The 16,998-nt window shown below is 74.0% G+C and carries 13 protein-coding genes; 1 reads left to right on the top strand and 12 read right to left on the bottom strand.

Annotation, left to right across the window (positions count from 1 at the left end; genetic code table 11):
* Positions 1 to 133: 133 nt before the first annotated feature.
* Complete coding sequence (pdxR, locus tag O2W18_RS14355; RefSeq protein WP_269188186.1) at positions 134 to 1,504, bottom strand: MocR-like pyridoxine biosynthesis transcription factor PdxR; 1,371 nt, start codon at positions 1,502 to 1,504, stop codon at positions 134 to 136.
* A gap of 93 nt (positions 1,505 to 1,597) precedes the next feature.
* On the opposite strand from pdxR, the gene O2W18_RS14350 reads away from it, so the two are divergent.
* A complete protein-coding gene (locus O2W18_RS14350) occupies positions 1,598 to 2,296 on the top strand; it encodes a pyridoxamine 5'-phosphate oxidase family protein (protein WP_269188185.1) in 699 nt (232 codons plus the stop codon).
* Here the strand turns inward: O2W18_RS14350 and O2W18_RS14345 are convergent.
* The 11 genes from O2W18_RS14345 to nuoF all read right to left on the bottom strand — a co-directional run bounded on the left by O2W18_RS14345 (position 2,280) and on the right by nuoF (position 16,997).
* Positions 2,280 to 3,464: a PQQ-dependent sugar dehydrogenase gene (locus O2W18_RS14345; protein ID WP_269188184.1), complete on the bottom strand. Its 1,185-nt coding sequence runs from the start codon at positions 3,462 to 3,464 to the stop codon at positions 2,280 to 2,282. The genes O2W18_RS14350 and O2W18_RS14345 overlap by 17 nt on opposite strands.
* Before the next feature lie 34 nt (positions 3,465 to 3,498).
* Positions 3,499 to 4,575 (bottom strand): polyprenyl synthetase family protein, encoded by a 1,077-nt coding sequence (locus tag O2W18_RS14340; RefSeq protein WP_269188183.1) that lies wholly within the window; start codon positions 4,573 to 4,575, stop codon positions 3,499 to 3,501.
* A gap of 82 nt (positions 4,576 to 4,657) precedes the next feature.
* On the bottom strand, positions 4,658 to 6,202 hold the full coding sequence (gene nuoN / locus O2W18_RS14335) for an NADH-quinone oxidoreductase subunit NuoN (protein ID WP_269188182.1): 1,545 nt from the start codon (positions 6,200 to 6,202) through the stop codon (positions 4,658 to 4,660).
* Positions 6,202 to 7,884 carry an NADH-quinone oxidoreductase subunit M gene (locus O2W18_RS14330; protein ID WP_269188181.1) on the bottom strand — a complete coding sequence of 561 codons (1,683 nt, stop codon included), beginning with the start codon at positions 7,882 to 7,884 and terminating at the stop codon, positions 6,202 to 6,204. The genes nuoN and O2W18_RS14330 overlap by 1 nt, the downstream gene beginning before the upstream one ends.
* Before the next feature lie 40 nt (positions 7,885 to 7,924).
* Positions 7,925 to 9,829, bottom strand: a complete 1,905-nt coding sequence (gene nuoL / locus O2W18_RS14325; protein ID WP_269188180.1) for an NADH-quinone oxidoreductase subunit L — start codon at positions 9,827 to 9,829, stop codon at positions 7,925 to 7,927.
* 31 nt (positions 9,830 to 9,860) lie between these two features.
* Entirely contained in the window at positions 9,861 to 10,160 is a 300-nt protein-coding gene (gene nuoK / locus O2W18_RS14320; RefSeq protein ID WP_166754891.1) for an NADH-quinone oxidoreductase subunit NuoK, read from the bottom strand.
* A complete protein-coding gene (locus tag O2W18_RS14315) occupies positions 10,157 to 11,047 on the bottom strand; it encodes an NADH-quinone oxidoreductase subunit J (protein ID WP_269188179.1) in 891 nt (296 codons plus the stop codon). The genes nuoK and O2W18_RS14315 overlap by 4 nt, the downstream gene beginning before the upstream one ends.
* Positions 11,044 to 11,724 carry an NADH-quinone oxidoreductase subunit NuoI gene (gene nuoI / locus O2W18_RS14310; protein WP_269188178.1) on the bottom strand — a complete coding sequence of 227 codons (681 nt, stop codon included), beginning with the start codon at positions 11,722 to 11,724 and terminating at the stop codon, positions 11,044 to 11,046. Before nuoI ends, O2W18_RS14315 begins: the two co-directional genes overlap by 4 nt.
* Positions 11,717 to 13,156 carry an NADH-quinone oxidoreductase subunit NuoH gene (gene nuoH, locus O2W18_RS14305; protein ID WP_269183768.1) on the bottom strand — a complete coding sequence of 480 codons (1,440 nt, stop codon included), beginning with the start codon at positions 13,154 to 13,156 and terminating at the stop codon, positions 11,717 to 11,719. The genes nuoI and nuoH overlap by 8 nt, the downstream gene beginning before the upstream one ends.
* Complete coding sequence (locus tag O2W18_RS14300; protein ID WP_269188177.1) at positions 13,153 to 15,672, bottom strand: NADH-quinone oxidoreductase subunit G; 2,520 nt, start codon at positions 15,670 to 15,672, stop codon at positions 13,153 to 13,155. The genes nuoH and O2W18_RS14300 overlap by 4 nt, the downstream gene beginning before the upstream one ends.
* Positions 15,672 to 16,997 carry an NADH-quinone oxidoreductase subunit NuoF gene (nuoF, locus tag O2W18_RS14295; RefSeq protein WP_269188176.1) on the bottom strand — a complete coding sequence of 442 codons (1,326 nt, stop codon included), beginning with the start codon at positions 16,995 to 16,997 and terminating at the stop codon, positions 15,672 to 15,674. The genes O2W18_RS14300 and nuoF overlap by 1 nt, the downstream gene beginning before the upstream one ends.
* Position 16,998: the final 1 nt, after the last annotated feature.

Here is a 16,998-nt window from a genome sequence, read left to right as displayed (position 1 = left end):
GTGCCGTGCTCCGGGGTCGCTGAGCCGTTTCCCGTGCCACCTCGGGAGGGCCTCCGGCCCCCCGCTCGGCGTCACCCGCTCCGCGGTCCGCACCGGACCCGTCCCCCGCACCGGGGGGCGGGTCCGGTGTCGTTCAGCCGCCTTCCAGCAGCACCCTGGTCAGCTCCGGCAGCGCCCGGGTGAGCTGGGCGCGGGTCGGCGCCGCCCAGCCCAGCACCAACCCCGCCTGGGCGACTGACGGGTCCAGTGAGTGCCGGGACAGCGGGTCCAGGGCGAGGCCGCGCGCCGCGGCGGCGGCGAGCACCGCCGCCTCGGTCGCCAGGTCCGGCAGCGGGACGACGACGTGCGCCCCCGCCGCATCGCCCAGGGTGCCCCGGTCCGCGGCGGCGACGGCGGCCAGCACCTCGTCGCGGCGGGCGTGCAGCTCCCGCCGCAGCCGGCGCAGGTGCCGGGACAGGTCACCGGAGGTGGCGAGCGCGGCCACCACCCGCTGCCCGGCCCGGGCGGGGCGGGTGCCGGTCGCCGTCCGGCGGGCGAGCAGGCCCTCCCGCAGCGGGGGTGGAGCGACCAGCCAGCCGACCCCGAGGGTCGGGCTGAGCACCTTGCTGGTGGTGCCCAGGTGCACGACGACGTCCGGGGCGAGCGCGGCGAGCAGGGGCAGCGGCGCGACGTCGTAGCGCAGCTCGCCGTCGTAGTCGTCCTCGAGCACCCAGAAGCCCTCGGCCCGGGCCCGGGCCACCAGCGCCGTCCGCCGGGGTGCGGCCAGCCGGGCGCCCAGCGGCCACTGGTGGGCCGGCGTGCAGTAGACCGCGGCCAGGCCCCGGGGCACCTCGGCGACGACCAGTCCGTCGGCGTCCACGGGCAGCGGGACGATCTCCAGCTGTGCGTCGCGGAGCGCGCCGACGGCGCGCTGGTAGCCCGGGTCCTCGACCCCGACGCGGGACCCGGCGGGCAGCAGCCGGGCCACCTCGCCGACGGCGGCGGAGGTGCCCGCGGTGGCCAGCACGTCCTCGGCCGCGGCCGGCAGCCCGCGGTGGCGGAGCAGGTGCTCGACCACGGCGGACCGGTAGCCCGGCGCACCGGCCGGGTCCGGCCGCCCGTCGGGCTCCTCGTCCCCGGCCGCCCGCCACGCCCGGCGCCAGGCGCCCCGGTCGAGCACCTCCAGGCAGGGCGTGCCCGCCCGCAGGTCGACCGCCGCCGGGGCGGGGCTGCGGACGGTGGCCGGGGTGGCGGGGGCCCGCGCGGGCGGGCTGGGTGCGCCGACCACGAAGGTGCCGGCCCCGCGCCGGCCCTGGACCCACCCCTCGGCCAGCAGCTGGTCGTAGGCCGCGGCGGTGACGGTGCGACTGACCGCCAGCACGGTCGCCAGCTGCCGGGTGGAGGGCAGCCGGTCCCCGGCACGCAGGCTGCCCTGGGCGGTGACCGTGCGCAGGGCGTCGGCCAGCTGCACCGACAACGGCACCCGGGAGGTGCGGTCCAGCGGCAGCGGCGGCACGTCGACCACGGGCACTCCCCTCGGGGCCATCCGGGAGTGGCCTGCCGAGATCGTAGGGGAATGGCCCTTCGAAGAGGCCACTCGTGCCCGCACGATGGTCCGGTGACCAGCGCACCCGCCGACCAGCTCCCGCTCTCCCCCACCGCCCGCAGCACCGTCCGCCGGGGGGCCCGGCGGGCCCGCACCGACCGCGCCGAGCTCTACGCCGTGCTGGACGCCGGGCTCGTCGGTCACCTGGGTGTCGTGCTCGACGGCGCCCCGGTGGTGCTGCCCACCGGGTACGGCCGGGTGGGCGACACCCTGTACCTGCACGGCTCCAGCGGCGCGGCCACGCTGCGGGCCGCCGCGACCGGCCAGCCGGTGGCCTTCACCGTCACCCACCTGGACGGCGTCGTCTACGCGCGCTCGTCGTTCCACCACTCGATGAACTACCGCTGCGCGGTGGTGCACGGCATCGCGCAGCTGGTCACCGACCCCGCGGAACGGCTCCGCGCCCTCGCGGCGCTGACCGAGCAGCTGGCACCGGGCTCTTGGACGGCGACCCGGCAGCCGGACCGCCGGGAGCTGGCCGCCACCGCCGTCCTGTCGCTCGACCTCACCGAGGCGAGCCTGAAGGTGCGCTCCGGCCCACCCGGGGACGACGAGGGCGATCTGGCGGCCGATGCCGGCCCGTCCCCGGTGTGGGCCGGGGTGCTGCCGCTGCGCACCGTGCTCGGTGAGCCGGTGCCCGACCCGCTGCTCCCGGCCGGCGTCCCGGTGCCGGCGCGGGTGCGGGACCGGTCGCTCAGCTCGCCGGGGTGACCCGGAGCACCTGGTCCTCGCCGTCGCCGTTGTCGGTGGTCACGTAGAGGGCGCCGTCCTGCCCCTGCTCGGGGGTGCGGATGCGGCCGTAGGTGTCCTCGAGCTCCGGCAGCCGGAAGGACTCGACCAGCTCGCCGCCCTCGGTCAGCCGCAGCGCGAGGACGCCGGTGTCCTTCTGCACGCCGATGAGCAGCAGCCCGTCGTAGTCGCCCCATCCCGCGCCGTCGAGGAACGTCGCCCCGGACGGCGCGATGGTGGGTTCGCCGGAGGACCACACCGCCGGCACGGCGCCGGGGGCGGTCATCGGCACGCTCTCGTCGTAGCGGCCCGAGCCGACCGGGTCCCAGCCGAAGTCGGCTCCCGGCTGGAGCAGGTTCACCTCGTCGTCCCGGTCGGGCCCGTGCTCCACGGAGTACACCTGGTCGGAGTCCGGCCGCACGGCCAGGCCCTGCACGTTGCGGTGCCCGTAGGTCCAGATCCGGTCGGCGGCGTCGGCGTCGTCGGTGAACGGGTTGCCGGGGAGCGCCTCGCCGGTCTGCGGGTCGATCCGGAGGACCTTGCCGGCGAGGGAGCCGAGGTCCTGGGGGTTGGTCCCGAGCGCGTTGTCACCCGTCCCGACGAAGAGCGCGCCGTCCGGGCCGAACTCGACCCGGCAACCGCCGTGCCGGCCGCTGTCGGAGTTGACCGGGATCCCGCCCAGCAGCGGGTCGGCGACCCGGGTGGCGACCGTCCACCCCTCGTCGACGGTCCAGGCGATCACCTGGACCTCGGCGCCGGCGCCGGTCTGCACGCCCTGACAGGTGTAGAAGCGCCGGTTGTCGGCGAAGGCCGGGTCCAGGGCGAGGCCCATCAGGCCGGTCTCCCCCTCGGCGAACAGGTCCTCGAAGTCCGCGTCCAGCGGGCGCGCCTCGCCGTCGGGCAGCACCGCGGTCAGGCCGCCGGCGCGCTCGTCGACCAGCAGGGTGCCGTCGGGCGCCTGGGCGACGTCCCAGGGGTGGTCCAGCCCGTCGAGGACCACCTCGACGTCCAGCTCGGGGGCACCGGCGGGTGCCGACACCGGCGCGGGACCGGCTGTACCGGTGTCCGCAGCGCCGGTGTCGGTGTCGGTGGCACCGCAGGCGACGAGCAGCAGGATCGGTGGCAGGGCCACCCAGGAACGGCGGGTCATCCTCCCCAGGATGCCCCCGATCAGGCCGTGCGGCTCAGCTGGTGCGGGTGACCACGTACGTGCACAACCCGGACAGCGCCTCCCGCACCGGGCCGTCGGGCACCGCGGACAACCGGCTCCGGGCCCGGTCGGCGTACTCACCGAGCACCGCGGTCGCGCGGGCGAGGGAGGTCGAGCTGCGCAGCAGGGCGAGCGCCTCGGCGTGCTCGGCGTCGTCGACGACCGGGCCGGCCACCAGCTCGCGGAGCCGGGCCTCGGCCGGGTCGTCGCCGGCCAGGGCGAACAGCACCGGCAGGGTGGCGATCCCCTCGCGCAGGTCGGTGCCGGGCAGCTTCCCCGACGTGCCGCCCTCGCTGACGATGTCGATCAGGTCGTCGGAGAGCTGGAAGGCGACCCCGACCTCCTCGCCGAACGCGGTGAGCGCGGTGACCAGCTCGGGGGCGGCGCCGGCGAACGAGGCGCCGAACCGGGCGGAGGTGGCGACCAGCGACCCGGTCTTGTCGGCCAGCACCCCGAGGTGGTGGGCGACGGCATCCTCGCCCGGCCGGGCGCCCACGGTCTCCCGGAGCTGGCCGGTGACCAGCCGCTCGAAGGTCTGCGCCTGCACCCGGACCGCCTCCGGGCCGAGGTCGGCCAGCAGGTCCGACGCCCGGGCGAAGAGGAAGTCGCCGGTCAGGATGGCGACGCTGTTGGTCCAGCGGCTGTTGGCGCTGGGGGCGCCGCGGCGGACGGAGGCCTCGTCCATCACGTCGTCGTGGTACAGCGTGGCCAGGTGGGTCAGCTCGCAGACGACGGCGGCGTCGACGACCTCGGGGGCGTCCGCATCGCCGAGCTGGGCGGCGAGCAGGGCCAGCACCGGGCGGAACCGTTTGCCGCCGGCGGCCATGAGGTGCCCGGCGACCTCGTTCACGAACGCGTGCTCGCTGGTGACCGAGGAGGCCAGCCGGGCCTCCACCCGCGCGAGCCCGTCGGACAGCGCCACCCCCAGCTCACCGTCGGGCAGCCAGGGGCCGATCGTCGAGGCCGGGCGGGCGGGCCGGTGCCAGGTCGGGCCCTCGCGCTGGGGGTCGAGTCCGCCGCCCTGGGGGCTGGTGGTGCCGGCTCCGGTCATCAACCGACGAAGATAGCCGTCGTCCGCAGCCCTCGGCCCACCGGCCCGCTCCACCTGCACCGCCCCGGTCCACCACTCCCGATCAGCCGACGAACACCGCCGCCGACTCGGCCAGGTCCAGCACCGACCCCGGCAGGACGCCGAGCACCAGCGTCGCCGCCGCGGCGACCGCGAGCACGATCGTCGTCGGCAGTCCGGGGACGCCGACCGTGGGGCCGTCGGGCGCCGGGTCGGAGAAGTACATCAGCACGATCACCCGCAGGTAGAAGAACGCCGCGATCGCGCTCGCGACCAGGGCGGTGACGACCAGCGGCCACGCCCCAACCTCGATCGCGGCCCGGAAGACGGCGAACTTGCCGGTGAACCCGCTGGTGAGCGGGATCCCGGCGAGGGCCAGCAGGAAGAAGCTCATCAGGGCGGCCACGAGTGGGGAGCGCTGAGCCAGGCCGGCCCACTGGGAGAGGTGGGTGGCCTCGCCGTCGCCGTCCCGGACGAGGGTGAGCAGCCCGAACGCGCCGAGCGTGGTGAGGCCGTAGGCGAGCAGGTAGAACATCGTCGCCGCCAGCCCGTAGCCGGTGCCGTCCGCGCCGAGGCCGATGACCCCGGTGAGCAGGAAGCCGGCGTGGGCGATCGAGGAGTAGGCCAGCATCCGCTTGACGTCGGTCTGGGTGAGTCCGAGCACCGCGCCGACGATCATGGAGACGATCGCCAGGGCGTAGATCAGCGGGCGCCAGGTCCAGTCGGCAGTGCCGAAGGCGACGTAGAGCAGCCGCAGCACCGCCCCGAAGGCGGCGACCTTGGTGGCCGCGGCCATGAAGGCGGTCACCGCCGTCGGTGCGCCCTGGTAGACGTCGGGGGTCCAGCTGTGGAACGGCGCGACGCTGGCCTTGAACATCAGCCCGACGACGAGCAGGCCGAGTCCGAGCACCATCAGGGTGCTCCCGCCCTCGGTGACCACGGCCACCCGGACGTCGGAGAGCCGCACGCTGCCGGTGGCCCCGTAGACGAGGGCGAGCCCGTACAGGAAGAACGCCGAGGCGAACGCACCGAGCAGGAAGTACTTGACCGCCGCCTCCTGGGACAGCAGCCGCCGGCGGCGGGCGAGCCCGCACAGCAGGTACAGCGGCAGGCTGAGCACCTCGAGCGCCACGAACATGATCAGCAGGTCGTTGGCGGCGGTGAACAGCATCATGCCGCCGATGGCGAAGGTGGCCAGCGGGTAGACCTCGGTCTGCACCCGCTCGGAGGTGGCCAGCTCCCGGTCCCGGACGCTGCCGGCCGGCACCGCGGCGGCGGCGACGAACGCCGACCGGGCCGGGTCCAGGGCGCGCTCGCTGAACAGCAGCACCGACAGCGCCCCCAGGACGGCGATCGTCCCCTGCAGGAACAGGGCCGGTCCGTCGACGGCCAGCGCCCCGGCGGCGGTGATCTCCTCCGTCCCGGCCAGCAGCACCGTGGCGACGAGGGCCCCGATCGTGCCGACCAGGGCGATCGCCACCTGCACGGGGTGGCGCACCGCCCGAGGGACGAACGCCTCGACCAGGACACCGGCGCACGCAGCACCGAAGACGAACAGCAACGGCGCGAGCGCCGCGTACGACAGGTCCGGTGCCTCGATGGCGCCCATCAGTCGGTCCCCCCGGTCCCGGTGCTGCCCGGTGCAGCCGGCGTGCTGCCCCCGGGGTCGACGCCGATGTCGGTCATGGTCGCCTCGACCGCCGGGCTGACCAGGTCGATCAGCGGCTGCGGGTACACCCCGAGCACCAGGATCAGGGCGACCAGCGGCGTGATGACGGCGATCTCCCGGCGGGAGAGGTCGCGGACCGCCAGCACCCGCGCCCGCACCGGGGCGTCCAGCACCGCGGTCGCGCCCCCCGTTCCGGAGGCCGGCCGCACGGGGTCGCCGTCCCCGGCCTTGTCCTCGTCCACGTCCTCGTCCTCGTCGACCAGCAGCACGCCGCGCGGCGGTCCGTGCATCACCCGCTGGTACATCAGCAGCACGTAGAGGGCGGCCAGCACGATGCCGACGGTGGCGATGATCGTGAAGACCGGGCGGGTCGGGAACGCCCCGATGAGCACGAGGAACTCACTGACGAAGCTGTTGGTGCCCGGCAGCGCCAGCGACGCCAGCCCGGCGAGCAGGAAGACGCCGGCCAGCAGCGGCGCCTTGGCCGCCAGGCCGCCGTAGTCGCGGATCTGCCGGGAGCCGCCGCGGGCGATGACCATGCCGACGACGATGAACAGCAGCCCGGTCGCGATGCCGTGGTTGACCATGTACAGCACCGCGCCGGTCGCCGCCTCGGTGGTGAAGGCGAAGATGCCGAGCGCGATGAAGCCGAAGTGGGCGATCGAGGTGTAGGACACCAGCCGCTTCATGTCGCTCTGCCCGACGGCGAGCAGCGCCGCGTAGATGATCCCGGCCACGGCCAGCACCAGCACCCAGGGGGCGAGGTCGCGGGAGGCGTCGGGGAACAGGGGCAGGCAGTAGCGCAGGAAGCCGAACGTGCCGACCTTGTCGAGCACGCCCACCAGGAGCACGGCGCCGCCGATGGGCGCCTCGGCACCGGAGTCGGGCAGCCAGGTGTGGAAGGGCACCAGCGGCGCCTTGATCGCGAAGGCGAGGAAGAAGCCGGCGAACAACAGCTTCTGCACGTTGGGGTCGATCTCCAGCTGGCGCAGCGCGTCGAAGGCGAAGGTGCCCTCGCCCAGCTGGGAGTTGCTGACCACGTACAGCCCGATCACCGAGGCGAGCATGACCAGCCCGCCGAGCAGGCTGTACAGGAAGAACTTCACCGCGGCGTACTGCCGGTTCGGACCGCCGAAGCTGCCGATCAGGAAGTACATCGGCACGAGCATGGCCTCGAAGAAGACGTAGAACAGGAAGACGTCGGTGGCGGCGAAGACCCCGACCATCAGCGACTCGAGCAGCAGCAGCCAGGCCCAGAAGGCGGTCATCGACCGCGCCGGGCGGCCCGGCCGGGGCACCGGGGTGTCCCGCCACGAGGCGCCGACGACCACCGGCACCAGCACGCCGATCAGCAGCAGCATCGACAGCGCGATCCCGTCGACGCCGAGGGCGAACTCGACCCCGAAGTCGGGGATCCAGGCCACCGAGGTGGTCAGCTGGAACCGGTCACCACCGGGGTCGAAGGCGATCGTGGTGAGCACGGCGAGGAGCAGGACCAGCAGGCTCACCGCCAGGGCGAGCTGGCGGGCCAGTGCCTCCCGGGCGGCCGGCAGCGCCGCGACCACCGCCGCACCGACCGCCGGGACGGCGATCATCAGGACCAGCCAGGGGACGTCGCTCACGGCTGGGCCGCCTCTCCGCGGGTGGGGGTGTCAGGGGTGGTCATGCCGTCACCGCGAGCAGCGCGCCGGCGACCAGCACCGCGCCGCCGAGGATGCCGAGGGCGTAGCTGCGGACGAACCCGGTCTGCACCCGCCCCAGCCGGGCCGATCCGCCGCCCAGGGCCGCGGCCGCGCCGTTGACCGCGCCGTCCACCCCGCGGGCGTCCAGCCAGACCAGCGCGCGGGTCAGCCACATCCCCGGGCGCATGACCAGCGACTCGTTGACCGTGTCTGCGTAGAGGCCGCGGCGGGCGGCGGTGACCACCGGCGAGACGCGGGCCGGCGCCGTCGTCGGCACCTCGCGGCGACCGACGTACAGCCAGGCGGTGAGCGCCCCGAGGGCGACGACGACGGTGACGACGATGCTGACCACCAACGGCGACACCAGGTGCGCGGCCTCCTCCGGTTCCCCGAACACCGGCTCCAGCCAACCGCTCAGCGGGAAGACCGCCACCAGCAGGAAGCCCGCGGCGACGGACCCGACGGCGAGCAGCACCATCGGCGCCGTCATGGACGGTGGCGCCTCGTGCGGGTGCACGCCGTCCTCCCACCGTGGCCGGCCGAAGAAGGTCATCAGCATCAGCCGGGTCATGTAGAAGGCGGTGAGCCCGGCGCCGAGGACGGCGATCCCGCCGAGCAGCCAGCCCGACCAGCCGCCGCGGTCCAGCGCCACCTCGATGATCGCGTCCTTGGTCCACCAGCCGGACAGGAACGGGAAGCCGATCAACGCCAGGTAGCCCAGCCCGAAGGTGACGAAGGTGATCGGCAGCCGCCTGGCCAGGCCGCCGAAGCGGCGCATGTCGACGGTGTCGTCCATCGCGTGCATCACCGAGCCGGCGCCGAGGAACAACCCGGCCTTGAAGAAGCCGTGGGCCAGCAGGTGGGCGATGGCGGCCGCGTAGCCGACCGGGCCCAGCCCGACGGCCAGGAACATGTAGCCGATCTGGCTGACCGTGGAGTAGGCCAGCACCTTCTTGATGTCGTCGTGGGCGCAGCCGGCGATCGCCCCGATCAGCAGCGTGACCGCGCCGACGGCCAGGACGACGGTGCGCGCGGTGGGCGTGGCGTCGTAGAGCGGGGCGCTGCGGGCGATCAGGTAGACCCCGGCGGTCACCATCGTGGCGGCGTGGATCAGCGCCGAGACCGGCGTCGGGCCCTCCATCGCATCGGGCAGCCAGGCCTGCAGCGGGAACTGGCCGGACTTGCCGCAGGCGCCGAGCAGCAGGAGCAGCCCGATCGCGGTGACGGTGCCGCCGGCGAGCAGCCCGACCGCGCCGAAGACGCCGGCGTAGGACGTCGTCCCGAGCTGGGCGAACATGATGAAGATCGCCAGCGCCAGACCGACGTCCCCGACCCGGTTCATCAGGAAGGCCTTCTTGGCCGCCGTGGCGGCGGCCGGGCGGGTGTGCCAGAACGCGATGAGCAGGTAGGACGCCAGGCCGACGCCCTCCCAGCCGACGTAGAGGGCCACGTAGCTGTTGCCCAGGACCAGCAGCAGCATCGCCGCGACGAAGAGGTTGAGGTAGGCGAAGAACCGGCGGCGGCCGGGGTCGTGCGCCATGTAGCCGATCGAGTAGACGTGGATCAGCGCGCCGACCCCGGTGATCAGCAGGACGAAGACCGCCGACAGCGGGTCCAGGAGGAGCCCGGCGGTGACGTCGAGGCTGCCGGTGTCGATGAAGGTGAACAGGTCCAGGCTCACCGCGCGGCCGGCGCGGTCGGTCAGCGCGACGGTGCAGGCCACGGCGAGGGCGAAGGCGGCGACCACCGTCCCGGTGGCCAGCAGGTGCCCCCACCGGTCGGTGCGCCGCCCACCCAGCAGCAGCAGCGCGGCGCCGGCCAGCGGCAGCACGATCACCAGCCACGTGACGGACAACAGCCCGTCGACCGGCATCGACGCAGGCACGACCTCGTTCACTCCTGGGTCCCCGATCCGCTCAGTACTTCAGCAGGTTGACGTCATCGACGGAGGCCGAGCGGCGGGTGCGGTAGATCGACATGATGATGGCCAGGCCGACGACCACCTCCGCGGCGGCGACGACCATCACGAACAGGGCGATGACCTGGCCCTCGACCGTCCCGGTGCTCCGGGCGAAGGTGATCAGGGTGAGGTTCACCGAGTTGAGCATCAGCTCGATGCACATGAACACCACGATGGCGTTGCGCCGCACCAGCACGCCGACCGCGCCGATGGTGAACAGGATCGCGGCGAGCACCAGGTAGTTCGTGATGGTCATCGGGGAGCGTCCTCTCCGCTGCCGGGGACCGGTCCGGTGGTGCCGCCGCCGATCGTGCCGAGCGCCGCGTCGGTGCCCCCGGCGTGCGGCAGCCCCTCACGCTCGGCGCCGACGCTGCCGGTGCGCGGCAGCTCGTCGACCTGCACGGGCTCGACCCCGGTGGCGAAGCTGCTCGGCGCGGGGCTGCCGTCAGGGAGCCGGCCGGGCGCGGCGATGGAGTTGGCGCGTGCGTAGACGCCGGGCCCGGGCAGCGTCTGCGGCCGGTCGGTGAGGAACCTGGCCCGGGAGCGCTCCTTCTGGCTGCGCGCGGTGCCGGGCTCCCGTTCGGCGTGGGTCAGCAGCAACGCCCCGACGGCGGCCACGATGAGCAGCGCACCGGTGACCTCGAAGGCCAGCACGAACCGGCCGTACAGGACGGCGGCGATCGCCTCGACGTTGCCGGCGGCCGGCCCGCCCACGGTGCCCTGCACCGCCGTGAGCCCGACCACCGGCAGGTCCTCGGTGGCGCGCGCGATGCCGGCGCCGACCAGCCCGGCGAACCCGATGCCCAGCACGATCGCCGCCACCCGCTGCCCCCGCAGCGTCTCGACGACCGAGTCCGACGTCTCCCGGCCCACCAGCATCAGCACGAAGAGGAACAGGATCATGATCGCGCCGGTGTAGACGATGATCTGCGCCGCACCGAGGAACGGCGCCTCCTGGACGACGTAGAAGACGCCCAGGCTGAGCATGGTGGCGACCAGCCACAGCGCGGAGTGCACGGCGTTGCGGGACAGCACCATGCCCAGCGCGCCGGCCAGGGCGACCGGGGCGAGCACCCAGAAGACGATCGTCTCCCCGGTGCCGATGACCACCCCGGTGTCCGCTGCGGCGGCCAGCACGCTCATGCCCGTTCCTCGAGCACCGGTTCGGCCGCCTGCTGCGTCGGGGACGCCGCCGTGGGGTCGCGCACGTAGTAGTCCTGCTCGTTCTCGCCCAGGCGCATCGGGTGCGGGGGCTGCTCCATCCCGGGCAGCAGCGGGGCCATCAACTGCTCCTTGGTGTAGATCAGCGCCTGGCGGTCGTCGTCGGCGAGCTCGAAGTCGTTGCTCATCGTCAGCGACCGGGTGGGGCATGCCTCGATGCACAGCCCGCAGAAGATGCAGCGCAGGTAGTTGATCTGGTAGACGGCGCCGTAGCGCTCACCCGGGGAGAAGCGGGCGTCCTCGGTGTTGTCGCCGCCCTCGACGTAGATGGCGTCGGCCGGGCAGGCCCAGGCACAGAGCTCGCAGCCCACGCACTTCTCCAGGCCGTCGGGGTGCCGGTTGAGCACGTGCCGGCCGTGGTAGCGCGGCTTGGTCTGCTTCGGGACCTCGGGGTACTCCTCGGTGGTCACCTTCTTGAACATCGTGGCGAAGGTGACGCCGAACCCCTGGGCGGGCCCGGGCAGCCAGCTGGACCGCTTGCCGGGCGCCGTGTTGGACGGCGCCTCGGAGGACTGCCGGGCGATGGCCGTGCCCTCCGGCCGGGCCGGGCTGGCGCCCGACGTCGGCTCGGCGGTGGGCGGCGGGGTGGGCTCAGACATCGTCGGTCTCCTCAGGCGTGGTCGAGCTGCTGCGCCGGCCGGTGCCGACCACGGTCCCGGCGCCGACGGACTCGCGGCGGCGCAGCCGTGGCGAGGGCGGGACGACCAGGTCCATCGGCGGCACCGGGAACCCACCGGAGGCCCGGTCCCGGCCCTGGGGGTCCAGCACCTGCGGCTCGGCGGGCGCCGGCCCGCCGGCGGCGGCCTCGCGGGCGGCGACCCGGGTGTCCCGGTTGCGCATCCGGGAAGCCAGCAGCAGGCCGCCCAGCAGCACCAGGGCGATCGGCACCCCGACGAAGACGGCGACCTGACCGGCGTCCAGGTCGGACTCCCGGGCGACGGCGCGCAGCGTCGCCACCACGAGGATCCAGACCAGCCCGACCGGGACCAGCACCTTCCAGCCGAAGCGCATGAACTGGTCGTAGCGGAGCCGGGGAAGCGTGCCGCGGAGCCAGACGAAGAAGAACAGCGCGACGACGACCTTGGCGAAGAACCACAGCAGCGGCCACCACCCGGTGTTGGCCCCGTCCCAGATCGAGATCGGCCAGGGCGCCCGCCAGCCGCCGAGGAAGAGCGTGGCGGCCAGCGCGGAGACGGTGACGATGTTGATGTACTCGGCCAGGAAGAACAGCGCGAACTTCAGCGACGAGTACTCGGTGTGGAACCCGCCGACCAGCTCGCTCTCGGCCTCGGGGAGGTCGAAGGGCGCCCGGTTGGTCTCGCCCACCACGGCGATGACGTAGATGACGAAGGAGACCGGCAGCAGGACGGCGTACCAGCTGGGCCCGGTGAACTCCAGCCCGAAGAAGGACAGCTCGGTGCCGTCGGCCTGTGCGGCCACGATCTCCGAGGTCGACATCGAACCGGCGTAGAGGAACACCGCGACGATCGACAGGCCCATCGCGATCTCGTAGCTGATCATCTGCGCCGCGCTGCGCAGCGAGCCGAGCAGCGGGTAGGTCGACCCGGACGCCCAGCCACCGAGCACGATGCCGTAGACGCCCATCGCCGAGGCGGCCAGCACGATGAGGACCCCGATCGGGGAGTCGACGAGCTGCAGGGGCGTGCGCTCGCCGAAGATGCTGACCGTCGGGCCGAGCGGGATGACGGAGAAGGCCAGGAAGGCCGGGATGGTGGCGATGACCGGCGCCAGGAAGTACACCGGCTTGTCGGCCAGCGCCGGCATGATGTCCTCCTTGAACGCCAGCTTCAGGCCGTCGGCGAGGCTCTGCAGGTAGCCGCGCGGCCCGACCCGGTTGGGGCCGATCCGCTGCTGCATCCGGGCGACGACCTTGCGCTCGAAGACGATGGCGAACAGCGTCATCAGCACCAGCACCCCGAAGATGCCGACGATCTTGATGAGCACGATCCACCAGACGTCGTTCCCGAAGTCCTCCAGCGTCGGCTGGTCGGCGGCGGCGAAGACGGTCACTCCTGGTCTCCCCGCAGGCTCGAGAGGGACGACGCGCCGGCCGGGGTGGGCGGCGGTCCGGCGAGGCGGACGACGGAGCCGGGGCCGGCGCCGAGCTGGGCGCGGACCTCGCTGCCCGGGGAGCGCATCGGCAGCCAGACCACCCCGTCGGGCATCTCGACCAGCCGCACCGGCAGGGTGACCGCCCCGGCCGGACCGGTGACGGTGAGCGGGTCGCCGTCGGCCACGCCGAGCCGGCGGGCGGCGTCCTTGCCCAGCCGGGCGACCGGGGGACGGGCGGTGCCGGCCAGCGCCGGCTCCTCCCGCTGCAGCGTCCCGACGTCGACCAGCTGCCGCCACGAGGCGAGCACCGCCTGGTCGTCGGCGAGCTCCGGCAGCGGTGCCGGGGCGACGTCGGCCCCGGTGTCGGCAGGGGCCTGCGCGGCGCCGCCGAGGGCGGTCAGCTGCGCGCGGACCTCGGTCACCGAGCCCACCCGCAGGTCGACGCCGAGGTGCTCGGCCAGGCCCTGGAGCACCCGGCCGTCGGTGAGCTGCCCGGAGCCGTGCAGGGTCGCGTCGAAGGAGCGGACCCGCCCCTCCCAGTCCAGGTAGCTGCCGGCCTTCTCCGGGGCAGCGGCGACCGGGAGGACGACGTCGGCGTGCGCGGTGACCGCGGTCGGGAACAGCTCCAGGCTGACCACGAACCGAGCGGTCTGCAGCGCCTGCTCGGCGAGCAGCGGGTCGGGCAGGTCGGCGGGGTCGACGCCCCCGACCAGCAGCCCGGCCAGGCCGCCGTCGCGCACGGCGGCGAGGATGCCGGTGAGGTCGCGCCCCGGGGTCGCCGGGACGTCGGCCCCCCAGCGCTGGGCGACGGCGGCCCGGTCGGCGGCGTTGGCGACGGTGCGGCCACCGGGGAGCAGGGTCGGCAGCGCGCCGGCCTCGACCGCGCCCCGCTCCCCCGCCCGGCGGGGCACCCAGCCGATCCGGGCGCCGGTCTCGGCGGCGAGGGCGCTGACCGCGGAGAACCCGCCCGGCAGCTCGGCCAGTCGCTCCCCGGCCAGGATGACCGCGCCCGGGCGGAACAGCGCGACGGCCGCGTCGGCCAGCACGCCGTCCACCGGGTTGGCGGCCAGGTCGCGGAGCAGCTGGGCCTCCTGGCCCGGGACGGTGGTCAGCACGGTGGCCTGCAGCTTCTCCGCGGCCCGGGTGCCGAAGGGGGCGACGTCGAACACCTGCATGCCCGCCGTCCGCACGGCCCGGCGCAGCCGCAGGAAGACGATCGGGGACTCCTCCTCCGGCTCGAAGCCGACCAGCAGCACCGCGGGAGCAGCGGTCAGGTCGTCGTAGCTGACCGCGCCGGCCCCGGGGGCGGTGCCGGCGACGTGCGTGGCCAGGAAGTCCAGTTCCTCGGCGGAGTGCGCGCGGGCGCGGGCGTCGACGTCGTTGGTGCCCAGCGCCACGCGGGCGAAGGCGGCGTAGGCGTAGGCGTCCTCGACGGTCAGCCGGCCACCGGGCAGCACCCCGACCCCGCCGGCCGCGCGGGCCGCCCGCAGCCCCTCGGCCGCGGCGGCCCAGGCCTCCGGCCACGAGGCCGGCTGCAGCTCACCGTCCCGGCGGACCAGCGGCGTCATCAGCCGCTCGTTGCTGCTGGCGTAGCGGAAGGCGTAGCGGCCCTTGTCGCAGTTCCACTCCTCGTTGACCGCCGGGTCCTCCCCGGCCAGCCGCCGGGTCACCGTGCCGCGCCGGTAGTCGGTGCGCTGGGCGCAGCCGCTGGCGCAGTGCTCGCAGACGCTCGGCTCGCTGCGCAGGTCGAACGGGCGGGCGCGGAACCGGTAGGTGGCGCTGGTCAGCGCGCCGACCGGGCAGATCTGGGTGGTGTTGCCGGAGAAGTAGGACTCGAACGGCTCGTCCTCGTAGATCGCCACCTGCTCCAGCGCACCGCGCTCGAACAGCTCGATGAACGGGTCACCGGCCACCTGCTGGCTGAACCGGGTGCAGCGGGCGCAGAGCACGCAGCGCTCGCGGTCCAGCAGCACCTGGGAGCTGATCGGCAGTGGCTTGGGGTAGGTGCGCTTGGTCTCGACGAACCGGGACTCGCTGCGCCCGTTGCTCATCGCCTGGTTCTGCAGCGGGCACTCCCCGCCCTTGTCGCAGACCGGGCAGTCCAGCGGGTGGTTGACCAGCAGCAGCTCCATCGTGCCCTGCTGGGCCTTGTCCGCGACCGGGCTGGTCAGCTGGGTCTGCACCACCATGTCCGGGGTCACCGGGGTGGTGCAGGAGGCCACCGGCTTGCGCTGCCCCTCCACCTCCACCAGGCACTGCCGGCAGGCACCGATCGGGTCCAGCAGCGGGTGGTCGCAGAACCGCGGGATCTGCACGCCGATCTGCTCGGCGGCCCGGATGATCAGCGTGCCCTTCGGCACGGCGACCGGGAAGCCGTCGATGGTGCAGTGCACGGCGTCCGGCGGGGTGTGCGGGCCGGGCGCGCCCGGCGGCAGGGCCGGCGCGGGCTCGGGGGTTGCCGGGGTGAGGGTCATCAGGCTGCTCCAACCGGCTCGAGCCGCAGCGAACGACCGAGGCGGGCCTGCTCCTCGGCCGGCAGCAGCGCGACGTAGTCGTCCTTGAAGTACTTCAGGGAGCTGGCGATGCAGCTGGTCGCACCGTCGCCGAGGGCGCAGAACGAGCGGCCCAGGATGTTGTCGCAGGTGTCGGTGAGCAGGTCGAGGTCGGCCGCCCGGCCCTGCCCGTGCACCAGCCGCTCCAGGATCTGGACGAGCCAGTAGGTGCCCTCCCGGCAGGGAGTGCACTTGCCGCAGCTCTCGTGCGCGTAGAACTCGGTGAACCGCAGGGTCGCCTCGACGATCGAGTCGGTCTCGTCGAAGACCATCAGGGCGGTGGTGCCCAGCATCGAGCCGGCCTTGGCCACCGAGTCGAAGTCCAGCGGGACGTCGAGGTGCTCGGCGGTGAAGTACGGGGTCGAGGAGCCGCCCGGCGTCCAGAACTTGAGCTCGTGCCCGGGCCGCACGCCGCTGGCCATGGCCAGCAGCTCCCGCATCGTCGTCCCCATCGGGGCCTCGTACTGGCCGGGGTGCACCACGCGGCCCGACAGCGAGTAGATCTTCGGGCCGGGCGACTTCTCCGGGCCCATGCTCTTGAACCACTCGGCGCCACCACGGACCACGTAGGGCACGCTGGCCAGCGTCTCCACGTTGTTGATCACCGTCGGGGAGCCGTAGAGGCCGGCGACGGCGGGGAACGGCGGCTTGAGCCGGGGCTGGCCGCGGTAGCCCTCCAGCGAGTCCAGCAGCGCGGTCTCCTCACCGCAGATGTAGGCGCCGGCGCCGGCGTGCACCACCAGCTCGAGGTCGTACCCCGAGCCCAGCACGTCGCTGCCGAGGTAGCCGGCGGCGTACGCCTCCTGCACGGCGGCGATCAACCGGCGGTGGGCGTGCACCGCCTCGCCGCGGACGTAGATGACGGCGAAGTGCGAGCGGATCGCGTAGGCGGTGATGATCACGCCCTCCACCAGCGAGTGCGGGTCGGCCATCATCAGCGGCAGGTCCTTGCAGGTGCCCGGCTCGCCCTCGTCGGCGTTGACCACCAGGTACTTCGGCGCCGCCGCCGGGCCGGTCGGGGTCTCCCCCGGCTTGGGCTGCGGGATGAAGCTCCACTTCATCCCGGTCGGGAAGCCGGCACCGCCGCGGCCGCGCAGTCCGGAGTCCTTGACGAGGGAGACGACGTCATCCGGCGCCATCTCCAGGGCCGAGCGGAGCGCGCGGTAGCCGTCGAGGCGCTCGTAGGTCTCCAGCGCCCAGGAGCGGGGCGCGTCGAAGCGCGCGGTGAGGACGGGGGTCAACGGCATC

The sequence above is a fragment of the Modestobacter sp. VKM Ac-2983 genome (genome assembly GCF_026967885.1).
Classification (GTDB): domain Bacteria; phylum Actinomycetota; class Actinomycetes; order Mycobacteriales; family Geodermatophilaceae; genus Modestobacter.
The sequence above is the reverse complement of the archived record's forward strand: the minus strand, read 5'-3'. Positions and strand labels throughout refer to the sequence as shown.

Bases quoted from the DNA above. Each gene is read 5' to 3' on its own strand.
- O2W18_RS14345 (WP_269188184.1), bottom strand. From the start codon at position 3,464: ATGACCCGCCGTTCCTGGGTGGCCCTGCCACCGATCCTGCTGCTCGTC.
- O2W18_RS14340 (WP_269188183.1), bottom strand. From the start codon at position 4,575: ATGACCGGAGCCGGCACCACCAGCCCCCAGGGCGGCGGACTCGACCCC.
- nuoN (WP_269188182.1), bottom strand. From the start codon at position 6,202: ATGGGCGCCATCGAGGCACCGGACCTGTCGTACGCGGCGCTCGCGCCG.
- nuoK (WP_166754891.1), bottom strand. From the start codon at position 10,160: ATGACCATCACGAACTACCTGGTGCTCGCCGCGATCCTGTTCACCATC.
- O2W18_RS14315 (WP_269188179.1), bottom strand. From the start codon at position 11,047: ATGAGCGTGCTGGCCGCCGCAGCGGACACCGGGGTGGTCATCGGCACC.
- nuoI (WP_269188178.1), bottom strand. From the start codon at position 11,724: ATGTCTGAGCCCACCCCGCCGCCCACCGCCGAGCCGACGTCGGGCGCC.
- O2W18_RS14300 (WP_269188177.1), bottom strand. From the start codon at position 15,672: ATGACCCTCACCCCGGCAACCCCCGAGCCCGCGCCGGCCCTGCCGCCG.
- nuoF (WP_269188176.1), bottom strand. From the start codon at position 16,997: ATGCCGTTGACCCCCGTCCTCACCGCGCGCTTCGACGCGCCCCGCTCC.